General features: G+C 74.5%; 17 protein-coding genes and 1 pseudogene. 11 read left to right on the top strand and 7 right to left on the bottom strand.

The features are described 5' to 3' along the window. Window position 1: 1 nt before the first annotated feature. The 10 genes from ABZ565_RS22470 (at window position 2) to lgt (ending at window position 8,463) form a co-directional block, all read left to right on the top strand. A complete protein-coding gene (locus ABZ565_RS22470) occupies window positions 2-1,489 on the top strand; it encodes an anthranilate synthase component I (RefSeq protein ID WP_361029582.1) in 1,488 nt (495 codons plus the stop codon). Window positions 1,490-1,545: 56 nt separating this feature from the next. Continuing rightward, a complete protein-coding gene (locus ABZ565_RS22465) occupies window positions 1,546-2,202 on the top strand; it encodes a TIGR02234 family membrane protein (RefSeq protein ID WP_361029579.1) in 657 nt (218 codons plus the stop codon). 121 nt (window positions 2,203-2,323) lie between these two features. Beyond that, window positions 2,324-2,572 (top strand): HGxxPAAW family protein, encoded by a 249-nt coding sequence (locus tag ABZ565_RS22460; protein WP_361029576.1) that lies wholly within the window; start codon window positions 2,324-2,326, stop codon window positions 2,570-2,572. A gap of 161 nt (window positions 2,573-2,733) precedes the next feature. Continuing rightward, window positions 2,734-3,168 (top strand): DUF2752 domain-containing protein, encoded by a 435-nt coding sequence (locus tag ABZ565_RS22455; RefSeq protein ID WP_361029703.1) that lies wholly within the window; start codon window positions 2,734-2,736, stop codon window positions 3,166-3,168. 127 nt (window positions 3,169-3,295) lie between these two features. After that, entirely contained in the window at window positions 3,296-4,105 is an 810-nt protein-coding gene (trpC, locus tag ABZ565_RS22450; protein WP_361029574.1) for an indole-3-glycerol phosphate synthase TrpC, read from the top strand. A gap of 7 nt (window positions 4,106-4,112) precedes the next feature. Beyond that, on the top strand, window positions 4,113-4,277 hold the full coding sequence (locus ABZ565_RS22445; RefSeq protein ID WP_361029708.1) for a hypothetical protein: 165 nt from the start codon (window positions 4,113-4,115) through the stop codon (window positions 4,275-4,277). Window positions 4,278-4,395: 118 nt separating this feature from the next. Beyond that, window positions 4,396-5,682 (top strand): tryptophan synthase subunit beta, encoded by a 1,287-nt coding sequence (gene trpB / locus ABZ565_RS22440; RefSeq protein ID WP_361029571.1) that lies wholly within the window; start codon window positions 4,396-4,398, stop codon window positions 5,680-5,682. Continuing rightward, window positions 5,679-6,491, top strand: coding sequence for a tryptophan synthase subunit alpha (trpA, locus tag ABZ565_RS22435; protein WP_361029567.1), 813 nt, complete (start codon window positions 5,679-5,681; stop codon window positions 6,489-6,491). The genes trpB and trpA overlap by 4 nt, the downstream gene beginning before the upstream one ends. A gap of 75 nt (window positions 6,492-6,566) precedes the next feature. Further along, on the top strand, window positions 6,567-7,385 hold the full coding sequence (locus ABZ565_RS22430) for a thioredoxin domain-containing protein (protein ID WP_361029564.1): 819 nt from the start codon (window positions 6,567-6,569) through the stop codon (window positions 7,383-7,385). A 118-nt stretch (window positions 7,386-7,503) separates the two neighbouring features. Beyond that, complete coding sequence (gene lgt, locus ABZ565_RS22425) at window positions 7,504-8,463, top strand: prolipoprotein diacylglyceryl transferase (RefSeq protein WP_361029561.1); 960 nt, start codon at window positions 7,504-7,506, stop codon at window positions 8,461-8,463. Between the two features lie 187 nt (window positions 8,464-8,650). Here the strand turns inward: lgt and ABZ565_RS22420 are convergent, their stop codons facing one another. The 7 genes and pseudogenes from ABZ565_RS22420 to ABZ565_RS22390 all read right to left on the bottom strand — a co-directional run. Continuing rightward, on the bottom strand, window positions 8,651-9,457 hold the full coding sequence (locus ABZ565_RS22420) for a CoA ester lyase (protein WP_361029558.1): 807 nt from the start codon (window positions 9,455-9,457) through the stop codon (window positions 8,651-8,653). Further along, on the bottom strand, window positions 9,454-10,653 hold the full coding sequence (locus ABZ565_RS22415) for a CoA transferase (RefSeq protein ID WP_361029556.1): 1,200 nt from the start codon (window positions 10,651-10,653) through the stop codon (window positions 9,454-9,456). Before ABZ565_RS22415 ends, ABZ565_RS22420 begins: the two co-directional genes overlap by 4 nt. Further along, window positions 10,650-11,534, bottom strand: a complete 885-nt coding sequence (gene rbsK / locus ABZ565_RS22410) for a ribokinase (protein WP_361029553.1) — start codon at window positions 11,532-11,534, stop codon at window positions 10,650-10,652. Before rbsK ends, ABZ565_RS22415 begins: the two co-directional genes overlap by 4 nt. Further along, window positions 11,531-12,910 carry an ADP-ribosylglycohydrolase family protein gene (locus ABZ565_RS22405; protein ID WP_361029550.1) on the bottom strand — a complete coding sequence of 460 codons (1,380 nt, stop codon included), beginning with the start codon at window positions 12,908-12,910 and terminating at the stop codon, window positions 11,531-11,533. Before ABZ565_RS22405 ends, rbsK begins: the two co-directional genes overlap by 4 nt. Continuing rightward, window positions 12,907-14,127 (bottom strand): ADP-ribosylglycohydrolase family protein, encoded by a 1,221-nt coding sequence (locus ABZ565_RS22400; RefSeq protein ID WP_361029547.1) that lies wholly within the window; start codon window positions 14,125-14,127, stop codon window positions 12,907-12,909. Before ABZ565_RS22400 ends, ABZ565_RS22405 begins: the two co-directional genes overlap by 4 nt. Continuing rightward, window positions 14,036-15,283: an ADP-ribosylglycohydrolase family protein gene (locus tag ABZ565_RS22395; protein ID WP_361029544.1), complete on the bottom strand. Its 1,248-nt coding sequence runs from the start codon at window positions 15,281-15,283 to the stop codon at window positions 14,036-14,038. The genes ABZ565_RS22400 and ABZ565_RS22395 overlap by 92 nt, the downstream gene beginning before the upstream one ends. Before the next feature lie 539 nt (window positions 15,284-15,822). Continuing rightward, a pseudogene (locus tag ABZ565_RS22390) lies at window positions 15,823-16,860 on the bottom strand (ADP-ribosylglycohydrolase family protein); the annotation flags it as partial. A gap of 281 nt (window positions 16,861-17,141) precedes the next feature. On the opposite strand from ABZ565_RS22390, the gene ABZ565_RS22385 reads away from it, so the two are divergent. Further along, the gene (locus tag ABZ565_RS22385) at window positions 17,142-17,876 is read left to right on the top strand and encodes a VIT1/CCC1 transporter family protein (protein ID WP_361029541.1); all 735 of its coding nucleotides are present in this window, start codon (window positions 17,142-17,144) and stop codon (window positions 17,874-17,876) included. Window positions 17,877-18,039: the final 163 nt, after the last annotated feature.

Raw genomic sequence — 18,039 nt, 5'->3', positions numbered from 1 at the left:
CATGGACCTCGACACCTTCCGCAAGCTGGCCGTCGACCGGCGCGTCATCCCCGTCACCCGCCGCCTCCTCGCGGACGGCGACACCCCCGTCGGGCTCTACCGCAAGCTCGCGGGCGAGCGCACCGGCACCTTCCTCCTGGAATCCGCGGAGAACGGCCGCACCTGGTCGCGCTACTCCTTCATCGGCGTACGCAGCGCCGCCACGCTGACCGCCCGCGACGGCGAGGCCCACTGGCTCGGCACGCCGCCGGTCGGCGTCCCCGTCGACGGCGACCCGCTGCACGCCCTGCGCGCCACCATCGAGGCCCTGCACACCCCGCACGACCGGGAGTCCGGCCTGCCGCCCTTCACCGGCGGCATGGTCGGCTACCTCGGCTACGACATCGTGCGCCGTCTGGAGAAGATCGGCGAGAGCGGCGGGGACGACCTGAAGCTCCCCGAGCTGACCATGCTGCTCACCTCCGACCTCGCGGTCCTGGACCACTGGGACGGCAGCGTCCTGCTCATCGCGAACGCCATCAACCACAACGACCTGGCCACCGGCGTGGACGAGGCGTACGCCGACGCCGTCGCCCGGCTCGACGCGATGGAACGCGACCTGCGCCGCCCCGTCGAGAACACCCCCGCCGCCCTGCCCCCCTCCGAGCTGCCCCCGTACACCGCGCTCTGGGGCGGCCAGGCGTACCAGGACGCCGTCGAGGACGTGAAGGAGCGCATCCGGGCCGGCGAAGCCTTCCAGGTGGTGCCCTCCCAGCGCTTCGAGACCCCGTGCACGGCCAGCGCCCTCGACGTCTACCGGGTGCTGCGCGCCACCAACCCCTCGCCGTACATGTACCTCTTCCGGTTCGACGGCTTCGACGTCGCCGGGTCCAGCCCCGAGGCCCTGGTCAAGGTCGAGGACGGCCGGGCCATGGTCCACCCCATCGCCGGGACCCGGCACCGCGGCGCCACCCCGCAGGAGGACCAGGCCCTCGCCGACGAACTCCTCGCCGACCCCAAGGAGCGGGCCGAGCACCTGATGCTGGTCGACCTCGGCCGCAACGACCTGGGCCGGGTCTGCGAACCGGGCAGCGTCGAGGTGGTCGACTTCATGTCCATCGAGCGCTACTCGCACGTGATGCACATCGTCTCCACCGTCACCGGCAAGGTCGCCGAGGGCCGCACGGCCTTCGACGTGCTCACCGCCTGCTTCCCCGCCGGCACCCTCTCCGGCGCCCCCAAGCCCCGCGCCCTCCAGATCATCGAGGAGCTGGAACCCACCCGCCGGGGCCTGTACGGGGGCTGCGTCGGCTACCTCGACTTCGCCGGGGACTCCGACACCGCCATCGCCATCCGCACCGCCCTGCTCCGCGACGGCACCGCGTACGTCCAGGCGGGCGCGGGCGTCGTCGCCGACTCCGACCCGGTCGCCGAGGACACCGAGTGCCGCAACAAGGCGGCGGCCGTCCTCCGCGCCGTCCACACCGCCAACCGCCTCGGCGGCGCCTGAGCCGTAGCGCCTCCAGGCCAGGGGCGCGGTGGGGCGTTCCGGGCCGGTGAGGGATAGTGGAGTACGTGAGTGCCGTCCCCGTACCCCAGCCCCGTGCCGAAGCCGCCGCCGCGCCCGACAGCGCGGGGAGCCGCCGCACCCTGGCCGCCGGCCTGCTCCTCGGGGCGGCCGGCGCGACCGTCGTCCTGCTCGCCTCCGGGCAGACCTGGGCCGAGGGCAAGGCCCCGGTCGGCGGCGGCACCCTCCCGCTGAGCGCCGACGGGCAGGACGTCACCGGACTCCCCGCCGCCCTCGCGATCGTCGGCCTGGCCGCCCTCGTCGCCGTCTTCGCGGTACGCGGCGCCGGCCGGGGCGTGGTCGCCGGACTGCTCGCGCTCAGCGGACTCGGCGCCGCGCTCAGTGCCTTCATCGGCGCGTCCGACAGCGGGGCGCTGGACGAGAAGGCGGCGCAGACCAGCGGCGACAGCGCCGCCACCATCACGGCCCTCAGCCACACCGCCTGGCCGTACGTCACGGCGGCGGGCGGCCTGCTGATCCTGCTCGCCGGGCTGCTCGCCCTGCGCTACGGCAACCGGTGGCCCACGATGTCCGGGCGCTACGAGCGCGACGGCACCCCCCGCCCCCGCAAGGCCCCCCGCCCGCTCGACCCCGACCGGCCGGAGGATCTGTGGAAGGCCCTGGACCGCGGCGAGGACCCGACGCGCGAGGCATGACCCCCAGCTCACGTCCTACCCGCACGTACGGGACAATGACGGTGAGCTGGCACAGCGGCACGGGCCGTGGGCACAGCGACCCGAGCGATTCCAACAGCGCAACACCAACGAGGAGCAACTCATGGCGGGCAGCAGCCACGGACACACCCCGGCCGCCTGGACCGGTGTCATCATCGCCTTCATCGGCTTCTGCGTCGCGGGCGTCTTCATGGTCGCGGCCAACCCGGCCGGCTTCTGGGCCGGCATCGGCGTCGTCCTGCTCGGTGGTGTCGTCGGCCTCGCGATGAAGGCCGCGGGCCTCGGCATGCCGAAGGAGTCGGCCGAGCTGACCGCCGCCCGCGCGCGCGCCGGCCAGGCGCAGACCTCCTGACCCCCGCACCACGTACGCCGGAAAGGCGCGGCCCGGACCGGGCTGCGCCTTTCCGCGTCAGCGGCGACAATCACCGGGTGGACGCAACGCCAACCCCCGCCGCCTCTCCGGCCCCGGACCCCGCCCCGGTCCCGGCCCCCGGGCCGCCGCCCTTCGCCCCCGTGCGGGCCCCTCTCTTCCCCACGGCCCCCGCCGGCGCCTCGCGGCTGCGGCGGATCGCCGTCCCGGTGAGTGTGCTCGCCGCCGTCGTCGGTGCCTTCGGGTACGTCGCCACCGTCGACCCGAACCAGCCCGGCCACTACCCCGTCTGCCCGCTGCTGCGGTTCACGGGCATCTACTGCCCCGGCTGCGGCGGCCTCCGCAGCGCCCACGCCTTCGCCCACGGCGACCTGGCCGCCGCCTTCGGCGCCAACGCGCTCGCCGTCGCCGGCTACGCGATCTTCGCCGCGCTGTGGACCGTATGGCTGATCCGCGAGGTCCGCGGAAAGCCCCTGCGGATCGCGCTGCGGCCGGTGCACTGGTGGGCGATCGGCGCCGTACTGCTGCTCTTCACCGTCATCCGGAACCTTCCTTTCGGCTCCGCGCTCGCCCCGTGAAGTCCCAGGTAGTGGGACAGCCGACGGCCGGATGCGGGCCCAGCGCCCTCCTGCGGATAACATCGGAGTGGCTGATCCTGTGGCCTGTCAGGTTTTTTTGTCACCGTTCCGGAAGGGGGCCGCTCGCGTGAGTGTGCTCGACGAGATCATCGAGGGCGTACGCGCCGACCTCGCGGAGCGGCAGACGCGCGTCAGCCTCGACGAGCTCAAGGAACGCGCCGCCCGTGCCCCCCGCGCCAAGGACGGCGTCGCCGCCCTGCGCGGCGAGGGCGTGACCGTCATCTGCGAGGTCAAGCGCTCCAGCCCCTCCAAGGGCGCGCTGGCCGCCATCGCCGACCCGGCCGCGCTCGCCGCGGACTACGAGGCCGGCGGGGCCTCCGTCATCTCGGTCCTCACCGAGGAGCGCCGCTTCGGCGGCTCGCTGGCCGACCTGGAGGCCGTCCGCGCCAAGGTCGACATCCCGATCCTCCGCAAGGACTTCATCGTCACCTCGTACCAGCTGTGGGAGGCTCGCGCGTACGGCGCCGACCTCGTGCTGCTGATCGTCGCCGCCCTCGAGCAGGAGGCCCTGGTCTCTCTGATCGAGCGCGCCGAGTCCATCGGTCTCACGCCGCTGGTCGAGGCGCACGACGAGGACGAGGCCGAGCGGGCCGTCAAGGCCGGGGCCCGGATCATCGGCGTCAACGCGCGCAACCTCAAGGACCTGAAGGTCGACCGCTTCACCTTCGAGCGCGTCGCCCCCGAGATCCCCGACCACATCGTCAAGGTCGCCGAGTCCGGCGTCCGCGGCCCGCACGACCTGATCGCCTACGCGAACGCCGGCGCGGACGCCGTGCTGGTCGGCGAGTCCCTGGTCACCGGCCGCGACCCGCGGACCGCCGTCGCCGACCTCGTCGCCGCCGGCGCCCACCCGGCCCTGCGCCACGGACGGGGCTGACCCGGCCGTGTCCCTCCCGCACCCCGAGCCGATGAGCTGCGCGCTGCCCTCGTGGCACCGCGGCTGCCGGGCCCCCGCGCGCCGGGTGCACGGCCGGCGGGTGCGGTACGTGATCGGCGCGGAGCCCGGTCAGGTCAACGGCATGCGATGGCGCAGGACGCGCGCGCTGTAGAGCGAGCCCGGCCGCCGTCCCGCGTGTCCGAAACCGCCCCGGTCCGGAACCGGGGCGGCGCTCCGCTCACGGCGCAGACGGTGCAACCACCCCTGTGACGACGAGGAGCACGTTCCGCATGTCTTCCGACTTCTTCATCCCGGACCCGGAGGGTCTGATCCCCAGCGCCGAGGGCTACTTCGGCGCGTACGGCGGCAAGTTCATCCCGGAGGCGCTGGTCGCCGCCGTGGACGAGGTCGCCGTCGAGTACGAGAAGGCCAAGGCCGACCCCGCGTTCGCCGCCGAGCTCGGCGAGCTGATGGTCCACTACACCGGACGGCCCAGCGCCCTCACCGAGGTGTCCCGCTTCGCCGAGCACGCCGGCGGCGCCCGCGTCTTCCTCAAGCGCGAGGACCTGAACCACACCGGCTCGCACAAGATCAACAACGTGCTGGGGCAGGCGCTGCTGACCCGGCGCATGGGCAAGACCCGCGTCATCGCGGAGACCGGCGCCGGACAGCACGGCGTCGCCACCGCGACCGCCTGCGCTCTCTTCGGCCTCGACTGCACCATCTACATGGGCGAGATCGACACCCAGCGGCAGGCGCTGAACGTGGCGCGGATGCGGATGCTGGGCGCCGAGGTCATCGCCGTGAAGTCCGGCTCCCGCACTCTCAAGGACGCCATCAACGAGGCGTTCCGCGACTGGGTCGCCAACGTGGACCGCACCCACTACCTCTTCGGTACGGTCGCCGGACCGCACCCCTTCCCGGCGATGGTCCGCGACTTCCACCGCGTCATCGGTGTGGAGGCCAGACGGCAGATCCTGGAGCGGGCCGGCCGGCTGCCGGACGCGGCCGTGGCCTGCGTCGGCGGCGGCTCCAACGCCATCGGCCTCTTCCACGCCTTCGTGCCCGACGCGGAGGTCCGCCTCATCGGCTGCGAGCCCGCGGGACACGGCGTGGAGACCGGCGAGCACGCGGCGACCCTGACCGCGGGCGAGCCCGGCATCCTGCACGGCTCGCGCAGCTACGTCCTCCAGGACGACGAGGGCCAGATCACCGAGCCGTACTCCATCTCGGCCGGTCTGGACTACCCGGGCATCGGCCCCGAGCACGCCTACCTCAAGGACGTGGGCCGGGGCGAGTACCGCGCCGTCACCGACGACGCGGCCATGCAGGCGCTGCGCCTGCTCTCCCGTACCGAGGGCATCATCCCGGCCATCGAGAGCGCGCACGCGCTGGCCGGGGCGCTGGAGGTCGGCAAGGAGCTGGGCAAGGACGGGCTGATCCTGATCAACCTCTCCGGGCGCGGCGACAAGGACATGGACACGGCGGCCCGCTACTTCGGGCTGTACGACACCGACGCGGCCGTCGAGGCGGACGCCGACAGCGGTGCCGCGGAGATCGAGGGGGACGCGCTGTGAGCGGCAACATCGAACTGCTGAACACCACCCTGGCCGCCGCGCGGGCCGAGGACCGGGCCGCGCTCATCGCGTACCTGCCGGCCGGCTTCCCGACCGTCGACGGCGGCATCGAGGCCGTCAAGGCCGTCGTGGCGGGTGGCGCCGACGTCGTCGAGGTGGGGCTGCCGCACAGCGACCCGGTGCTCGACGGCCCGGTCATCCAGACCGCCGACGACATCGCGCTGCGCGGCGGCGTGCGGATCGCCGACGTGATGCGCACGGTCCGCGAGGCGCACGAGGCGACCGGGGCACCGATCCTCGTCATGACGTACTGGAATCCGATCGACCGGTACGGCGTCGAGCGGTTCACGGCCGAGCTGGCCGAGGCGGGCGGCGCCGGGTGCATCCTGCCCGACCTGCCGGTCCAGGAGTCCGCGCTGTGGCGCGAGCACGCGGGGCGGCACGGCCTGGCCACCGTCTTCGTCGTCGCGCCCAGCAGCAGGGACGAGCGGATCGCCACGATCACCGACGCGGGCTCCGGCTTCGTCTACGCCGCCTCCCTGATGGGCGTCACCGGCACCCGCGCCTCGGTCGGCGCGCAGGCCCAGGACCTGGTCCGGCGCACCCGCGCCACGACCGAGCTGCCGGTCTGCGTCGGTCTCGGCGTGTCCGATGCCGCCCAGGCCGCGGAGGTCGCCGGCTTCGCCGACGGCGTCATCGTCGGCTCGGCCTTCGTCAAGCGGATGCTCGACGCCCCCGACGAGGCGGCCGGGCTCGCCGGCGTCCGTTCACTGGCGGCCGAGCTTGCCGAAGGTGTTCGAAAGCGCTGACACCTGAGGTAACCCGAACGGGTGGACCTCGGCCCGGGGAGGCACGCGAGTGCCTCCCCGGGTCGTTTGCGCGGTGTGAGCGAGAAGAACGAACAGGGTAAGAGGGCCGCGCGAGACCGGCTGATCCAGCAGCGCGAGCAGGCGAAGGCGCGCGACCGCCGGCGCCGCACGCTGATCGTGTCCACGGCCGTGGTGGGGGTCCTGGGCCTGGCCGCCGTCGTCGGCGTGATCGCGGCGAACACCGACGGCAAGAGCGACAAGTCCAAGGCGTCCGGGCCGGCCGTCGCCCCGTCCGGAGCGACCGGCAAGGACGCCCTGGCCATCCGGGTCGGCGCGGACGAGGCACCGTCCACCCTCACCATCTGGGAGGACTTCCGCTGCCCGGTCTGCGCCCAGTTCGAGAACGCGTTCCGCGACACGATCCACGAGATGGAGCGCGACGGCCGGATCAAGGTCGACTACCACCTCGCCACGATCATCGACGGCAACATGGGCGGCAGCGGCTCCCTCAAGGCGGCCAACGCGGCCGCCTGCGCGCAGGACGCCGGCAAGTTCTCCGCGTACCACGACGTGCTGTACAGCAACCAGCCGGCGGAGACCGACGACGCCTTCGGGGACAACGACAAGCTGATCGAGCTCGCCAAGAAGGTCGACGGGCTGGACACCCCCGCATTCCGCGGCTGCGTCGAGGACGGCAAGCACGACGCGTGGGTGGAGAAGTCCAACCAGGCGTTCCGCGAGGGCGGCTTCCAGGGCACGCCGACGGCCCTGCTCAACGGGGAGTCGATCTTCCCGAAGAAGGGTGACGAGGCGATCACCGTGGCCAACCTGAAGAAGTGGGTCGCCGAGGCCAACAAGGGCAAGAAACCCGCCACCGCCGGCGCCACGCCGTAGGGCACGAGGACGGGGGGTCCATGGGGCCGGCCGGGGGAATCGACGGCCCGCTCGTTACCCAGACGTTGCCGGGCGGGTTGTCCTACCTCCCGCCCGGCAGGGTAGCGTCGATGCTGCCATGAACCTTGCCTACATTCCCAGCCCGTCGACCGGCGTGATCGATCTCGGACCGATCCCGCTCCGCGGCTACGCGTTCTGCATCATCATCGGTGTCTTCGTCGCCGTCTGGTTCGGCAACAAGCGCTGGGTCGCCCGAGGAGGCACCGCCGGCACCGTTGCCGACATCGCCGTCTGGGCCGTTCCCTTCGGGCTTGTCGGCGGCCGGCTCTACCACGTCATCACCGACTACCAGCTGTACTTCAGCGACGGTGAGGACTGGGTCGACGCCTTCAAGATCTGGCAGGGCGGCCTCGGTATCTGGGGTGCGATCGCGCTGGGCGCGGTCGGTGCCTGGATCGGCTGCCGCCGCCGCGGGATCCCGCTGCCCGCCTGGGCCGACGCCCTCGCCCCCGGCATCGCCCTCGCCCAGGCGTGCGGCCGCTGGGGCAACTGGTTCAACCAGGAGCTGTACGGCAGGGCGACCGACGTTCCGTGGGCGCTGAAGATCAGTGAGGGCCCGAACCGGGTCGCGGGCACCTACCACCCGACCTTCCTGTACGAGTCGCTCTGGTGCGTGGGCGTGGCCCTCCTGGTGGTCTGGGCCGACCGCCGCTTCAAGCTCGGCCACGGACGGGCGTTCGCGCTGTACGTCGCGGCGTACTGCGCGGGGCGTGCGTGGATCGAGTACATGCGCGTGGACGAGGCGCACCACATCCTGGGCCTGCGGCTCAACGTGTGGACCGCGCTGATCGTGTTCGTGCTGGCGGTGACGTACATCGTGATCTCGGCGAAGGTCCGGCCGGGCCGCGAGGAGGTCGTGGAGCCGGGGGCGCCGGAGGCGCCGGAATCCTCGGAGAAGGCGGACGACGACGCCGAGGCGGGGGCGCCGGAGGCCGCGGAGGCGGACACCGATGCGAAGCCGGACGCGGATGCGGATGCGCCGAAGGCGGACGGTACGGCGGAGGCCGCGAAGGGCTGACGCCGCGCGCCGGCTGAGTGTGGGGCCGTCGAGGTATTCGGCGGCCCCTTCGCCGTCGTGGGGTGTCCTCAATCGCCGGACGGGCTTGATGTGGCCGGGCTTGGGGTGGCCGGGCTTGGTGTGGCGGTGCGGCGAAAATCCAGCCCGTCCGGCGATTGAGGACGAAGCGGTGAGACGGGGAGCCAGGTCACCGCTTCCGTTGGGCCAGCGCCAGCGTCCGCCGCGCCTGCGCAACCACCGCCGCGTCCACGAAGCGGCCGTCCGGGAGGGCCTGGGCTCCTGCCTGGTCGCGGGCCGCCTCCACGATCTCCCAGGCCGCTTCGACCTCCTGCGGCGTCGGGCGGAACGCGCGTTCGATCACCGGGAGCTGCCGGGGATGGATCGCCGCCCGGCCCAGGAAGCCCAGGGCGCGCCCGTGGGCGCAGGAGGACCAGAGGCCGTCCAGGTCCCGGACGTCCGCGAACACCGACTGCGCGGGGGGAGCCAGGCCCGCCGCCCGGGCGGCCACCACCACCCGGCTGCGCGACCAGTCGAGCCCCGCGTCCTCCCGTACGCCCAGATCCGCGCGGAGGTCCGCCTCGCCCAGGGCGACGGCGCGGACCTGGGGGTGGGCGGAGGCCACCGAGTAGGCGTGCTCGATGCCGAGGGCCGACTCCAGGAGCGGGCACAGGGCCACCCCGGGGGCCAGCGCCGCGATGTGGTGCACCGACGCGGCGTGGGTGATCTTCGGCAGCCGCAGCCCGCCGAGCCCCGGCAGCCCCGCCAGCGCCAGCACGTCCGCCTCGTCGTTGACCCGGACATGGACGGGCACCGCCATGGCGGACGGCGGGTCCGACAGCAGCTCCACCGTCGCGGCGCGCGCGTACTCCTTGCGGTCGGGGGCGACCGCGTCCTCCAGGTCCACGATCACCACGTCCGCCCCCGAGACGGCCGCCTTGCGGACCACGTCCGGCCGGTCCCCGGGCGCGTACAGCAGGGTGAGGGGGGCCGTCACAGCACCCGCTCCGCCCGCAGCGCCGAGATCTCGGGCCCGCTCAGCCCCAGCTCGGTGAGGATCTCCTCGGTGTCGGCCCCGTGCGGGCGGCCCGTCCAGCGGATCGCGCCCGGGGTCCGGGAGAGCCGGAAGAGGACGTTCTGCATCCGGAGCGGGCCCAGCTCCGGGTCGTCCACCTCGGTGACGGAGTCCAGCGCCCGGTACTGCGGGTCCTCCATCACGTCCCGTACGTCGTGGATGGGGGCGATGGCGGCCTCCGCCTTCTCGAACGCGGACAGGGCCTCCTCCCGGCTGTGCCGGGCGATCCAGTGGCCCACGGCCTCGTCCAGCTCGTCGCTGTGCTCGGCGCGGGTGGCCCCCGAGGCGAACCACGGCTCCTCGATCAGGTCCGCCCGCCCGACCAGCCGCATCACCCGCTCCGCGACGGACTGCGCGGAGGTGGAGACGGCCACCCACTGCCCGTCCGAGGTGCGGTAGGTGTTGCGCGGGGCGTTGTTGCGCGACCGGTTCCCGGTGCGCGGCTGTACGTAACCGAGCTGGTCGTACCAGAGCGGCTGCGGGCCGAGCACGGTCAGGATCGGCTCGATGATCGCCATGTCGACCACCTGCCCCTCGCCGGTCCGGTCGCGGCCGGCCAGCGCGGCCATCACCGCGTACGCCGTGGCGAGCGCGGCGATCGAGTCGGCGAGGCCGAACGGCGGCAGGGTCGGCGGCCCGTCCGGCTCCCCGGTGATCGCCGCGAAGCCGCTCATCGCCTCGGCGAGCGTCCCGAAGCCGGGCCGGTGGGAGTACGGGCCGAACTGGCCGAAGCCCGTGACGCGCACCAGGACCAGGCGGGGGTTGACCGCGTGCAGCTCATCGGGGCCGAGGCCCCACCGCTCCAGCGTGCCCGGGCGGAAGTTCTCGATGATCACGTCGGTGCGGGCGGCGAGCCGCAGCAGCACATCGCGGCCCTGCGGCGCGGAGAGGTCGAGCGTCAGATTGCGCTTGTTGCGGCCGAGGAGCTTCCACCACAGGCCGATGCCGTCCTTCGCCGGTCCGTGGCCCCGGGAGGGGTCGGGGCGGACCGGGTGCTCGACCTTGATCACCTCGGCGCCGAAGTCGCCCAGCATCGTCGCGCAGAGCGGGCCCGCGAAGAGCGTGGCGAGGTCGGCCACCCGCAGTCCGGTGAGCGGCGGCGCCGCGGGGGCGCTCATGCGCCGTCGATTTCGCTGCGGTACGGCATGGAGACCGAGGCGCCCGGTTTCTGCACGCAGAGCGCGGCGGCGGCCGAGGCCCAGGCGACGGCCTGCGGGACCGGACGCCCCTCGCCGAGCGCCACGGCCAGGGTGCCGACGAAGGTGTCCCCGGCGCCGGTCGTGTCGACGGCGGTGACCTCCGGGGCCGGGAAGTGGATGGTGCGGCTGCCCCGGGCGGCGTACAGGCTGCCCTTCGAACCGAGCGTGATGAGCACCGCGGGGACCTGGCCGAGCAGGATCTCCGCCGCCGCGTGCGGGTCGTCGTAGCCGGACAGTTCGGCCGCCTCGTGCTCGTTGGGGACCAGCAGGTCGACGTGGTCGAGGAGTTCGGAGGGCAGCTCCTGCACGGGGGAGGGGGTGAGCACGGTCCGTACGCCCTGGGCGTGACCGGCGCGGGCGCCCTCGATCACGGCGGACATCGGCAGCTCCAGCTGGAGCAGCAGCAGATCGGCCTCGGCGATGGCGGCCACCTCGCCCGGGCCGAGCGCGGTCATGGTGCCGTTGGCGCCGGGGATGACCACGATCGCGTTGGAGCCCTTGGCGTCGACCACGATGTGCGCGGTGCCGCTGGGGCCCTCGGCGGTGTGCAGCAGGTCCGTGTCGACGCCGGAGTGCTCCAGGTTCTCCCGCATCCGTACGCCGTACTCGTCGTCGCCGACCGCGCCGATCATCAGCACGTCACCGCCCGCGCGGGCGGCGGCGACGGCCTGGTTGGCGCCCTTGCCGCCGGGGATGGTGCGGAACTCCCGTCCGGTGACGGTCTGCCCGCGCTCCGGGGCCCGGTCGACGTAGGCCACAAGATCCATATTGGTGCTGCCGAGCACCGCGACTCTGGTCATGGGCGGGTTGCCTCCTCGTGGGTGAGCCGGTGGGTCAGGGCGGCCAGGGTGTCGAAGCCGGTCCCGTCGAAACCGGGGACGGACGTGGCGAGCCGGTTCTTCAGCGGGGTGGTCCACCGGTCGGGCAGCGCCTCCGGCCGCCCGGCGAGCAGTCCGGCGAGCGAACCGGCGGTCGCGCCGTTGGAGTCGGTGTCCCAGCCGCCGGACACCGCCTTGCAGATGGAGCCGGTGAAGTCGCCGTCGGCGTGGGTGAGGGCGGCGGCCAGCAGGGCCGCGTTGGGCAGCACATGCACCCAGTGGTACCTGCCGTACGCAGCGTGCAGCCGGTCCACGACCGTATCGAAGTCCCGCTCCGCGCGGGCGGCCGCGATGCCGTCGCGTACCGCCGCCGCGAACCGCGAGCGCGGCGGCACCACGCGCAGACCGGTGGCCAGGCAGCCGTGCACGTCGGTCTCGCCCGTGGCCGCCTCGGCCAGCGCCGCCGCCGTGAACATCGCGCCGTAGACGCCGTTGCCGGTGTGGGTGAGGACCGCGTCGCGGTACGCCTGCTCCGCGGCCCCGGCCGGGTCGCCGGGCCGGGTCCAGCCGTGCACGTCGGCCCGGATCTGCGCGCCGATCCACTCCCGGAACGGGTTGCGGTGGCGTGCGGTCTCCGGGGGTTCGATGCCGTCGAGCAGATTGCGGTACGCGACCCGCTCGGCGGTGAACGTGCGCCCGGCCGGGAGCTCGTCCAGCCACAGCCGGGCCAGGTCCGCGGTGGTGAACGAAGTGCCGTGCCGCTGGAGCAGCAGCAGGGCGAGCAGGGGGTGGTTGAGGTCGTCGTCCTCGGGCATCCCGTCGATGTTCTCGGCGAGCGAGGTGGGCGCGGAGCGCCGGTTCCACGGATAGGTGGCGGCCAGCGGGGCGGGCAGGCCCCGGGCGGTGAACCAGGTGTTGAGCGGCCAGTTGCCGGTGGCCCGGGCGAGGGCGCGGATGCCCTCCAGCGGCAGCTTCTCGACCGGCTTGCCCAGCAGGCAGCCGGCGGCCCGGCCCAGCCAGGCGGCGTGCAGCCGCTCCGGGGTGGCCGGCCGCCCGCCCCGGGCGTGCGGCCACTGCGGGCAGGCGGCCCGGATCGCGTCCAGGCCGTCCGGCTCGTCACCGGCCAGCGGGGACTCCAGCAGGGCGAGTTCGTCCAGCAGCCGTTCGGCGACCGCGCGCAGCCCGGGCGGGGCGCCGGGGTCGGAGGCGCCGGCGCGCTCCGGGGCGGGGGAGCCGCCGGCCTCGTACCACCGGCGGGCGATGTCGCGGGCGTCGCGGCCGTCCTCGGCGGCCTGCCGCAGCTCGTGGCCCACCAGGTCCTCCGGCTGCACCCAGGTCACCCGCACCGCCGTGGTCACGGGGTGCCCGCCAGCGCGGCGAAGGCGGCCTCGTGGGCCCGGCGGCGTGCGGTGTCCCGCGCGAACACCTCGCGGGCCACCTCCGCCAGGGTCCGGGCCGGGGCGCGCAGATCGAGGCGGCTGGCCTCGGCGACGGTGGCCGCCCAGTCGGCGGGGACGGCGCTCTCACCGTGCAGGGCGCCCGCGAGCGCTCCGCTCATGGTGGCGATCGAGTCGCAGTCGCGGCCGTAGTTGACCGAGCCGAGGACCGCCTGCCGGTAGTCCCCGCCGGCGGCCAGCAGCATGCCGAGGGCGACCGGCAACTCCTCGATCGCGTGCAGCCGGGACGGGCGGCGGGCGCCGAGCGAGGGCGCGCGGTAGTCGGGTCCGACGGTGTCGAAGGGGGCGACGGCCGCGCGCAGCGGGACGAGCGCCGACTCGACGTCCTGGTGGCGGGAGGCCGCTTCGCAGACGGCCTCGATCGCGGCCCGGGTGCCGTCCTTGGCGAGCGACAGGCACGCCTCCACGACCGTGGTGGGCGTCGCCCCGGGCGCGCAGGCGGCGGCCACCCCCGCCGCGAGGACGCCCGCCGCCTCCCTGCCGTAACTCGACTGGTGGGCCCCGGCGACATCGATCGCCTCGGCGTACGCCGCCTGCGGATGGGCGGCGTTCACCAGGCCGACCGGCGCCATGTACATCGCGGCCCCGCAGTTGACGATGTTTCCGGCGCCCGCCTCGCGCGGGTCCACATGGCCGTAGTGCAGCCGGGCGACGATCCACTTCTCCGCGAGGAACACCCGCTGGAGCGGCAGCGCCTCGGCCTCCAGCTCGGGAATCCAGCGCGGTTCGCCGATCATCTCCGGTACGAGGTGGTCGGCGACCGCGTACGCGTCGAGATGGCCGCGCACCTTCCCGTACACCCGGACCAGTGCGTGCGTCATCAGGGTGTCGTCGGTGACGTGCCCGTCCCCCTTGTGGTACGGGGCGATCGGGCGGGCGGTCCGCCAGTCGTCGCCGTCCCAGGGGCCGACGATGCCGGTGACCCTGCCGCCGTGCCGGGCCGTGATCTGCTCCGGGGAGCGGCCCTCGACCGGACCGCCGAGCGCGTCGCCGACGGCGGCGCCGACCAGGGCGCCGGCGATCCGGTCATCGAGCGTGGGCGCTCCGGGGGTCGCGGGCGTCGTGGCTGTCGTGGGGGAGGGGGACGTCGTGGGCGCCAGGGGCACTGTGGAGGTCATGCCCGAATTGTCCACCCATGGAGGCCGGTTCCGTGTCTGCCAGCAGCCCGGCGAGTTCCACCAGATCCGTGCCGGCGAACCGGGGCAGCGCGCAGCCGGCCAGCGTCCGGCAGGTCTCGCGCCAGCCGTCGGGCACGGAGCCGATGGACCCCAGTACCCCGGTCAGCGCACCGGCCAGGGCGGGCGCGGAGTCAGCGACCCGGGACAGGCAGGCCGCCGCGGGCACGGCCTGCGCGATGTCGCCCCGGGACGCGGTGGCCAGCGCGAGGGCGACCGGTACGGTTTCGGCGGCGGCGATCCCGTAGCTGTAGACGTGATCCACGATCTGGTGCTCCAGGACCGGGACGAGCGCGAACGCCCCGGCCCGCTCCCCGGCGAACTCCCGGGCGATCCGGACCGCGTGGGCCGCGTTGCGGGCGATCTCGGTGCCGTCGGGGAGCTGGGCCAGCGCGGCGTTCACGGCGGTGTCCACGTCCGCGCCGCCCAGCGCCTCGGCGCACGCGGCGGCCATGGCCCGCGCCCCGTGCACCCCGTCGCCGTCCTGCGTGAAGCGCGCGTCGAACTCCGCCAGCTCCGCCGCCGCGTCCGGCTCGCCCGGGTGGACGATCGCCAGCACGGCCGCCCGTACGCACGCCGCGTCGTCGAAGTAGTGCGGGTTGTCGTGCCCGGTGGCGGGCGGCCGCAGCCCGGCGGCGAGGTTGCCGAGCCCGGCCCGCACCGAGATCCGCGCCCGCAGCGGCAGCACGGCCGCCTCCACCTCGGTCGCACGCGCCGCGGCGGCGGCGACCTCGGCGGCGAGGGCGTTCCAGGCCCCGGCGACGGCGGCGCGCACGTGTGCGCCGCGGGGGGCGGTGCGGCCCTGCCCGGCGCCGGCCGCCGCGGTCGCGGCCAGCACGGTGCCCGCCGCGAACGCCGCCCATTCGGCGTCGTCGGACGGCCCGAGCCGCAGTGGCTCGGGGGGCTGGTTGAGTGCGATGGGTACGGGGAGCGTGGTCGTCGCGTTCTGCTCGGCGAAGGTGTCCAGCTCGCGGGTCAGGCGCCGGGTCCATTCCGGCATCCGGGCCGCCCGGTGCCGGGCCGCGGGCCACCCGGCGGCATCGCCTGCGGCCAGCCCGATGAGCAGCCCTTCGATGCGGGCGCGCCGGGCCCCGCTCACCGGGACACCGCGCCGGTGCCGGGGCCCTGGTGGGCCTCCCCGGCGGAGGCCCGGCCCGGTGGACCACCGGGGCACGCCGCCGGGCCGCCCGCCGAGAGGCGACTCGGCGGGGCGGCCGCGAGGGCGGGCCGGGGCCGCGCGGCAACGGAGCCCGCCGGGGTGGCCGGGCCGCGGGGTGGCCGGGCGTGTACGGGGTCCTCCGCCGGGACACGGCTCGTGTCTCCGGTCGCGCCGGTGGTCTGCGGGTCGTTCGTCGCCGCCGCGCCGGGCGCCGCCGTGCAGTTGGCCGTCGTGCAGTTGGCCGTCGTGCCGGTCGCCGTCGTGCCGTTGGTCGCCGCGCAGTTGGTCGCCGCGCCGTTGGTCGCCGTGTCGGGCGCCGCACCGCTCGCCGCCGCACCGCTCGCCGCCGCACCGCTCGCCGCCGTGCCGGTCGTCGTCGGGTCGTCCGTCGTCGGGCCCGGCGCGTCGGCCGGGTCTCCGCCCGGTGCCGGGGCGTGCGGTGGTTCGCCCGTGGTGGCCGGCCCGGCGGCCCCCGGGGCCAGCAGATCCGCGATGTCCACCACGTGGTACCCCCGCATCGACGGCAGGCAGCTGCCGCGTACCGGGCCGATCGCGTCGGCCCAGAGGCGGGGGATCGCCGACGCGCCGTGCAGGGCGCCGGACAGGGCGCCCGCCACCGCCGCCGTGGTGTCGGCGTCGCGGCCCATGTTGACCGCCATCAGCACCGCCGTACGGAAGTCGCCGCGGGCCGCCGCGAAGGCGCCGAAGGCCAGGCCGACCGCCTCCGGGGCCAGGTCCGTCCACGGGTAGCCGCCGACCACCACGGCCGAGCGGACCGCGCGTTCACCGGTGAGGCGGTCGGGGTACGGGTGCCGCGCCGCCGTGACCGCGCGGCGCAGCGAGCGGGCCGTCCAGGAGTCCATGGGGACGACCGAGAGCGCGGCGGCGATCACCGAGGTGACCGAGGCGCCGGTCATCGCGGCGGCCACCCCGGCGGCCACCGCCTGGCCCCCGTAGATGCCCTCGCCCTCGTGGCTGACCCGGCCGTCGACCGCGACCAGCCGGGCGGCCTCGGCGGGGCGCCCGGCCGCGAAGACGCCGAAGGGCGCGGCCCGCATCGCCAGGCCGTCGCTCCAGGCGTGCCGGTGCTGGGCGGAGATCGGCGCGGCCAGGCCCCGGCGCAGGTTCTCCAGCGTGCCGCGCTCGCTGAAGCCCGCGCCCCGGAAGGGCCCCTCGTCCAGGTCGGCGATCCACAGCCGCCAGGCCCGCTCGACGTCGGTGACGGTGAGATCCGAGCCGTGCCGGGCCAGCAGCAGCCCCGAGAAGATCGCGTACTCCGTGTCGTCGGTGCCCGCCGGGTCGTCACTGACGAAGCCCTCGATCCGGCCCCAGCGGCGGCGGATCTCGGAGGGCCGCATGTTCTCCGCCGGGGCGCCGAGCGCGTCGCCGACCGCGAGGCCGAGCAGCGCGCCCCTGGCCCGGTCGCGGGGCCCGCCCGGGGCCGGATCGTCCGGAAGCCGTGCCGTGTGTGTGCCGCCCGCCCGCGGCGCCGTCGGATTTCCTGCGACCGTCTCCATCGCGTCGACCCTTCGCTCGTACCGAGCCAGTACTCGTGCCTGTGGGATCCGTTCCACGCCGAGCCGGGACGAAGGCCGGTTACCCACACAAAAGGGCCACTCGGATGAAACCTTCCGGACAGCAAGGGAAGCCGTACCTATCCGGTTACGCAGGGTGGTAAGTACGGCCTGCCTTGCTGGCAGGAGCGATTTTTCGTGCGTACTTTCGATGGTGTCGAGCGGAAGCGGGCGGGCACAAGGCCCGTCTCCGGAGAAGCCGGACCAGGGGAGAGGGATAAGTCGTGGCCATCATCGAGACCGACGCCGTACTGCACGAGGCGCACCGGGACAACCACACCCACCGCGATGTCAACGGCGGCTGGCTGCGTCCCGCGGTCTTCGGCGCGATGGACGGGCTCGTCTCCAACCTGGCCCTGATGACCGGTGTCGCCGGCGGCGACGTCTCGCACCGCACCATCGTCATCACCGGCCTCGCCGGACTGGCCGCCGGTGCCTTCTCCATGGCGGCGGGCGAGTACACCTCCGTGGCCTCCCAGCGCGAGCTGGTGGAGGCCGAGCTGGACGTCGAGCGGCGCGAGCTGCGCAAGCACCCCGTGGACGAGGAGCGGGAACTCGCCGCGCTCTACGAGTCCCGGGGCGTGGAGCCCGCGCTCGCCCGCGAGGTCGCCCGCCAGCTCTCGCGCGACCCGGAGCAGGCCCTCGAAATCCACGCCCGCGAGGAGCTGGGCATCGACCCGGGCGACCTGCCGTCGCCCCTGGTGGCCGCCGTCTCCTCGTTCGGCGCCTTCGCGCTGGGCGCCCTGCTGCCCGTGCTGCCCTTCCTGCTCGGCGCCGACGCGCTGTGGCCGGCCGTGCTGCTGGCGCTCGCCGGACTGTTCGGCTGCGGCGCGGTGGTGGCCCGGGTGACCGCTCGCAGCTGGTGGTTCAGCGGACTGCGCCAGCTGGCACTGGGCGGCGCGGCCGCCGCGATCACGTACGGCCTGGGCGCCCTGTTCGGCGTGGCCGTGGGCGGCTGACCCCGCCCGTTTCTCCCGCGTGACGGGCCGGTGCACGCAACCGGCCCGTCACGCGTACGCCATGCGTGTGACGTACGTCTTGGCCCGGGCCTCTGGGCGCGAACGTGCTGCAGACCGTAAAATGAGTCTCTATGCAGGGCTGCACATAAGTAGCCACTACCCG

It is taken from the genome of Streptomyces sp. NPDC016469 (genome assembly GCF_040632905.1).
Lineage (GTDB): Bacteria > Actinomycetota > Actinomycetes > Streptomycetales > Streptomycetaceae > Streptomyces.
Note: the sequence above shows the minus strand (reverse complement) of the source record. Positions and strands in the feature narration are given on the sequence as shown.

What these genes read in the sequence shown, in the direction of transcription:
- ABZ565_RS22460 (WP_361029576.1), top strand. Translation starts at nt 2,324, where the DNA reads ATGGCGGGCAGCAGCCACGGACACACCCCGGCCGCCTGGACCGGTGTC.
- trpB (WP_361029571.1), top strand. Translation starts at nt 4,396, where the DNA reads ATGTCTTCCGACTTCTTCATCCCGGACCCGGAGGGTCTGATCCCCAGC.
- rbsK (WP_361029553.1), bottom strand. Translation starts at nt 11,534, where the DNA reads ATGACCAGAGTCGCGGTGCTCGGCAGCACCAATATGGATCTTGTGGCC.
- ABZ565_RS22400 (WP_361029547.1), bottom strand. Translation starts at nt 14,127, where the DNA reads ATGACCTCCACAGTGCCCCTGGCGCCCACGACGTCCCCCTCCCCCACG.
- lgt (WP_361029561.1), top strand. Translation starts at nt 7,504, where the DNA reads ATGAACCTTGCCTACATTCCCAGCCCGTCGACCGGCGTGATCGATCTC.
- ABZ565_RS22415 (WP_361029556.1), bottom strand. Translation starts at nt 10,653, where the DNA reads ATGAGCGCCCCCGCGGCGCCGCCGCTCACCGGACTGCGGGTGGCCGAC.
- ABZ565_RS22470 (WP_361029582.1), top strand. Translation starts at nt 2, where the DNA reads ATGGACCTCGACACCTTCCGCAAGCTGGCCGTCGACCGGCGCGTCATC.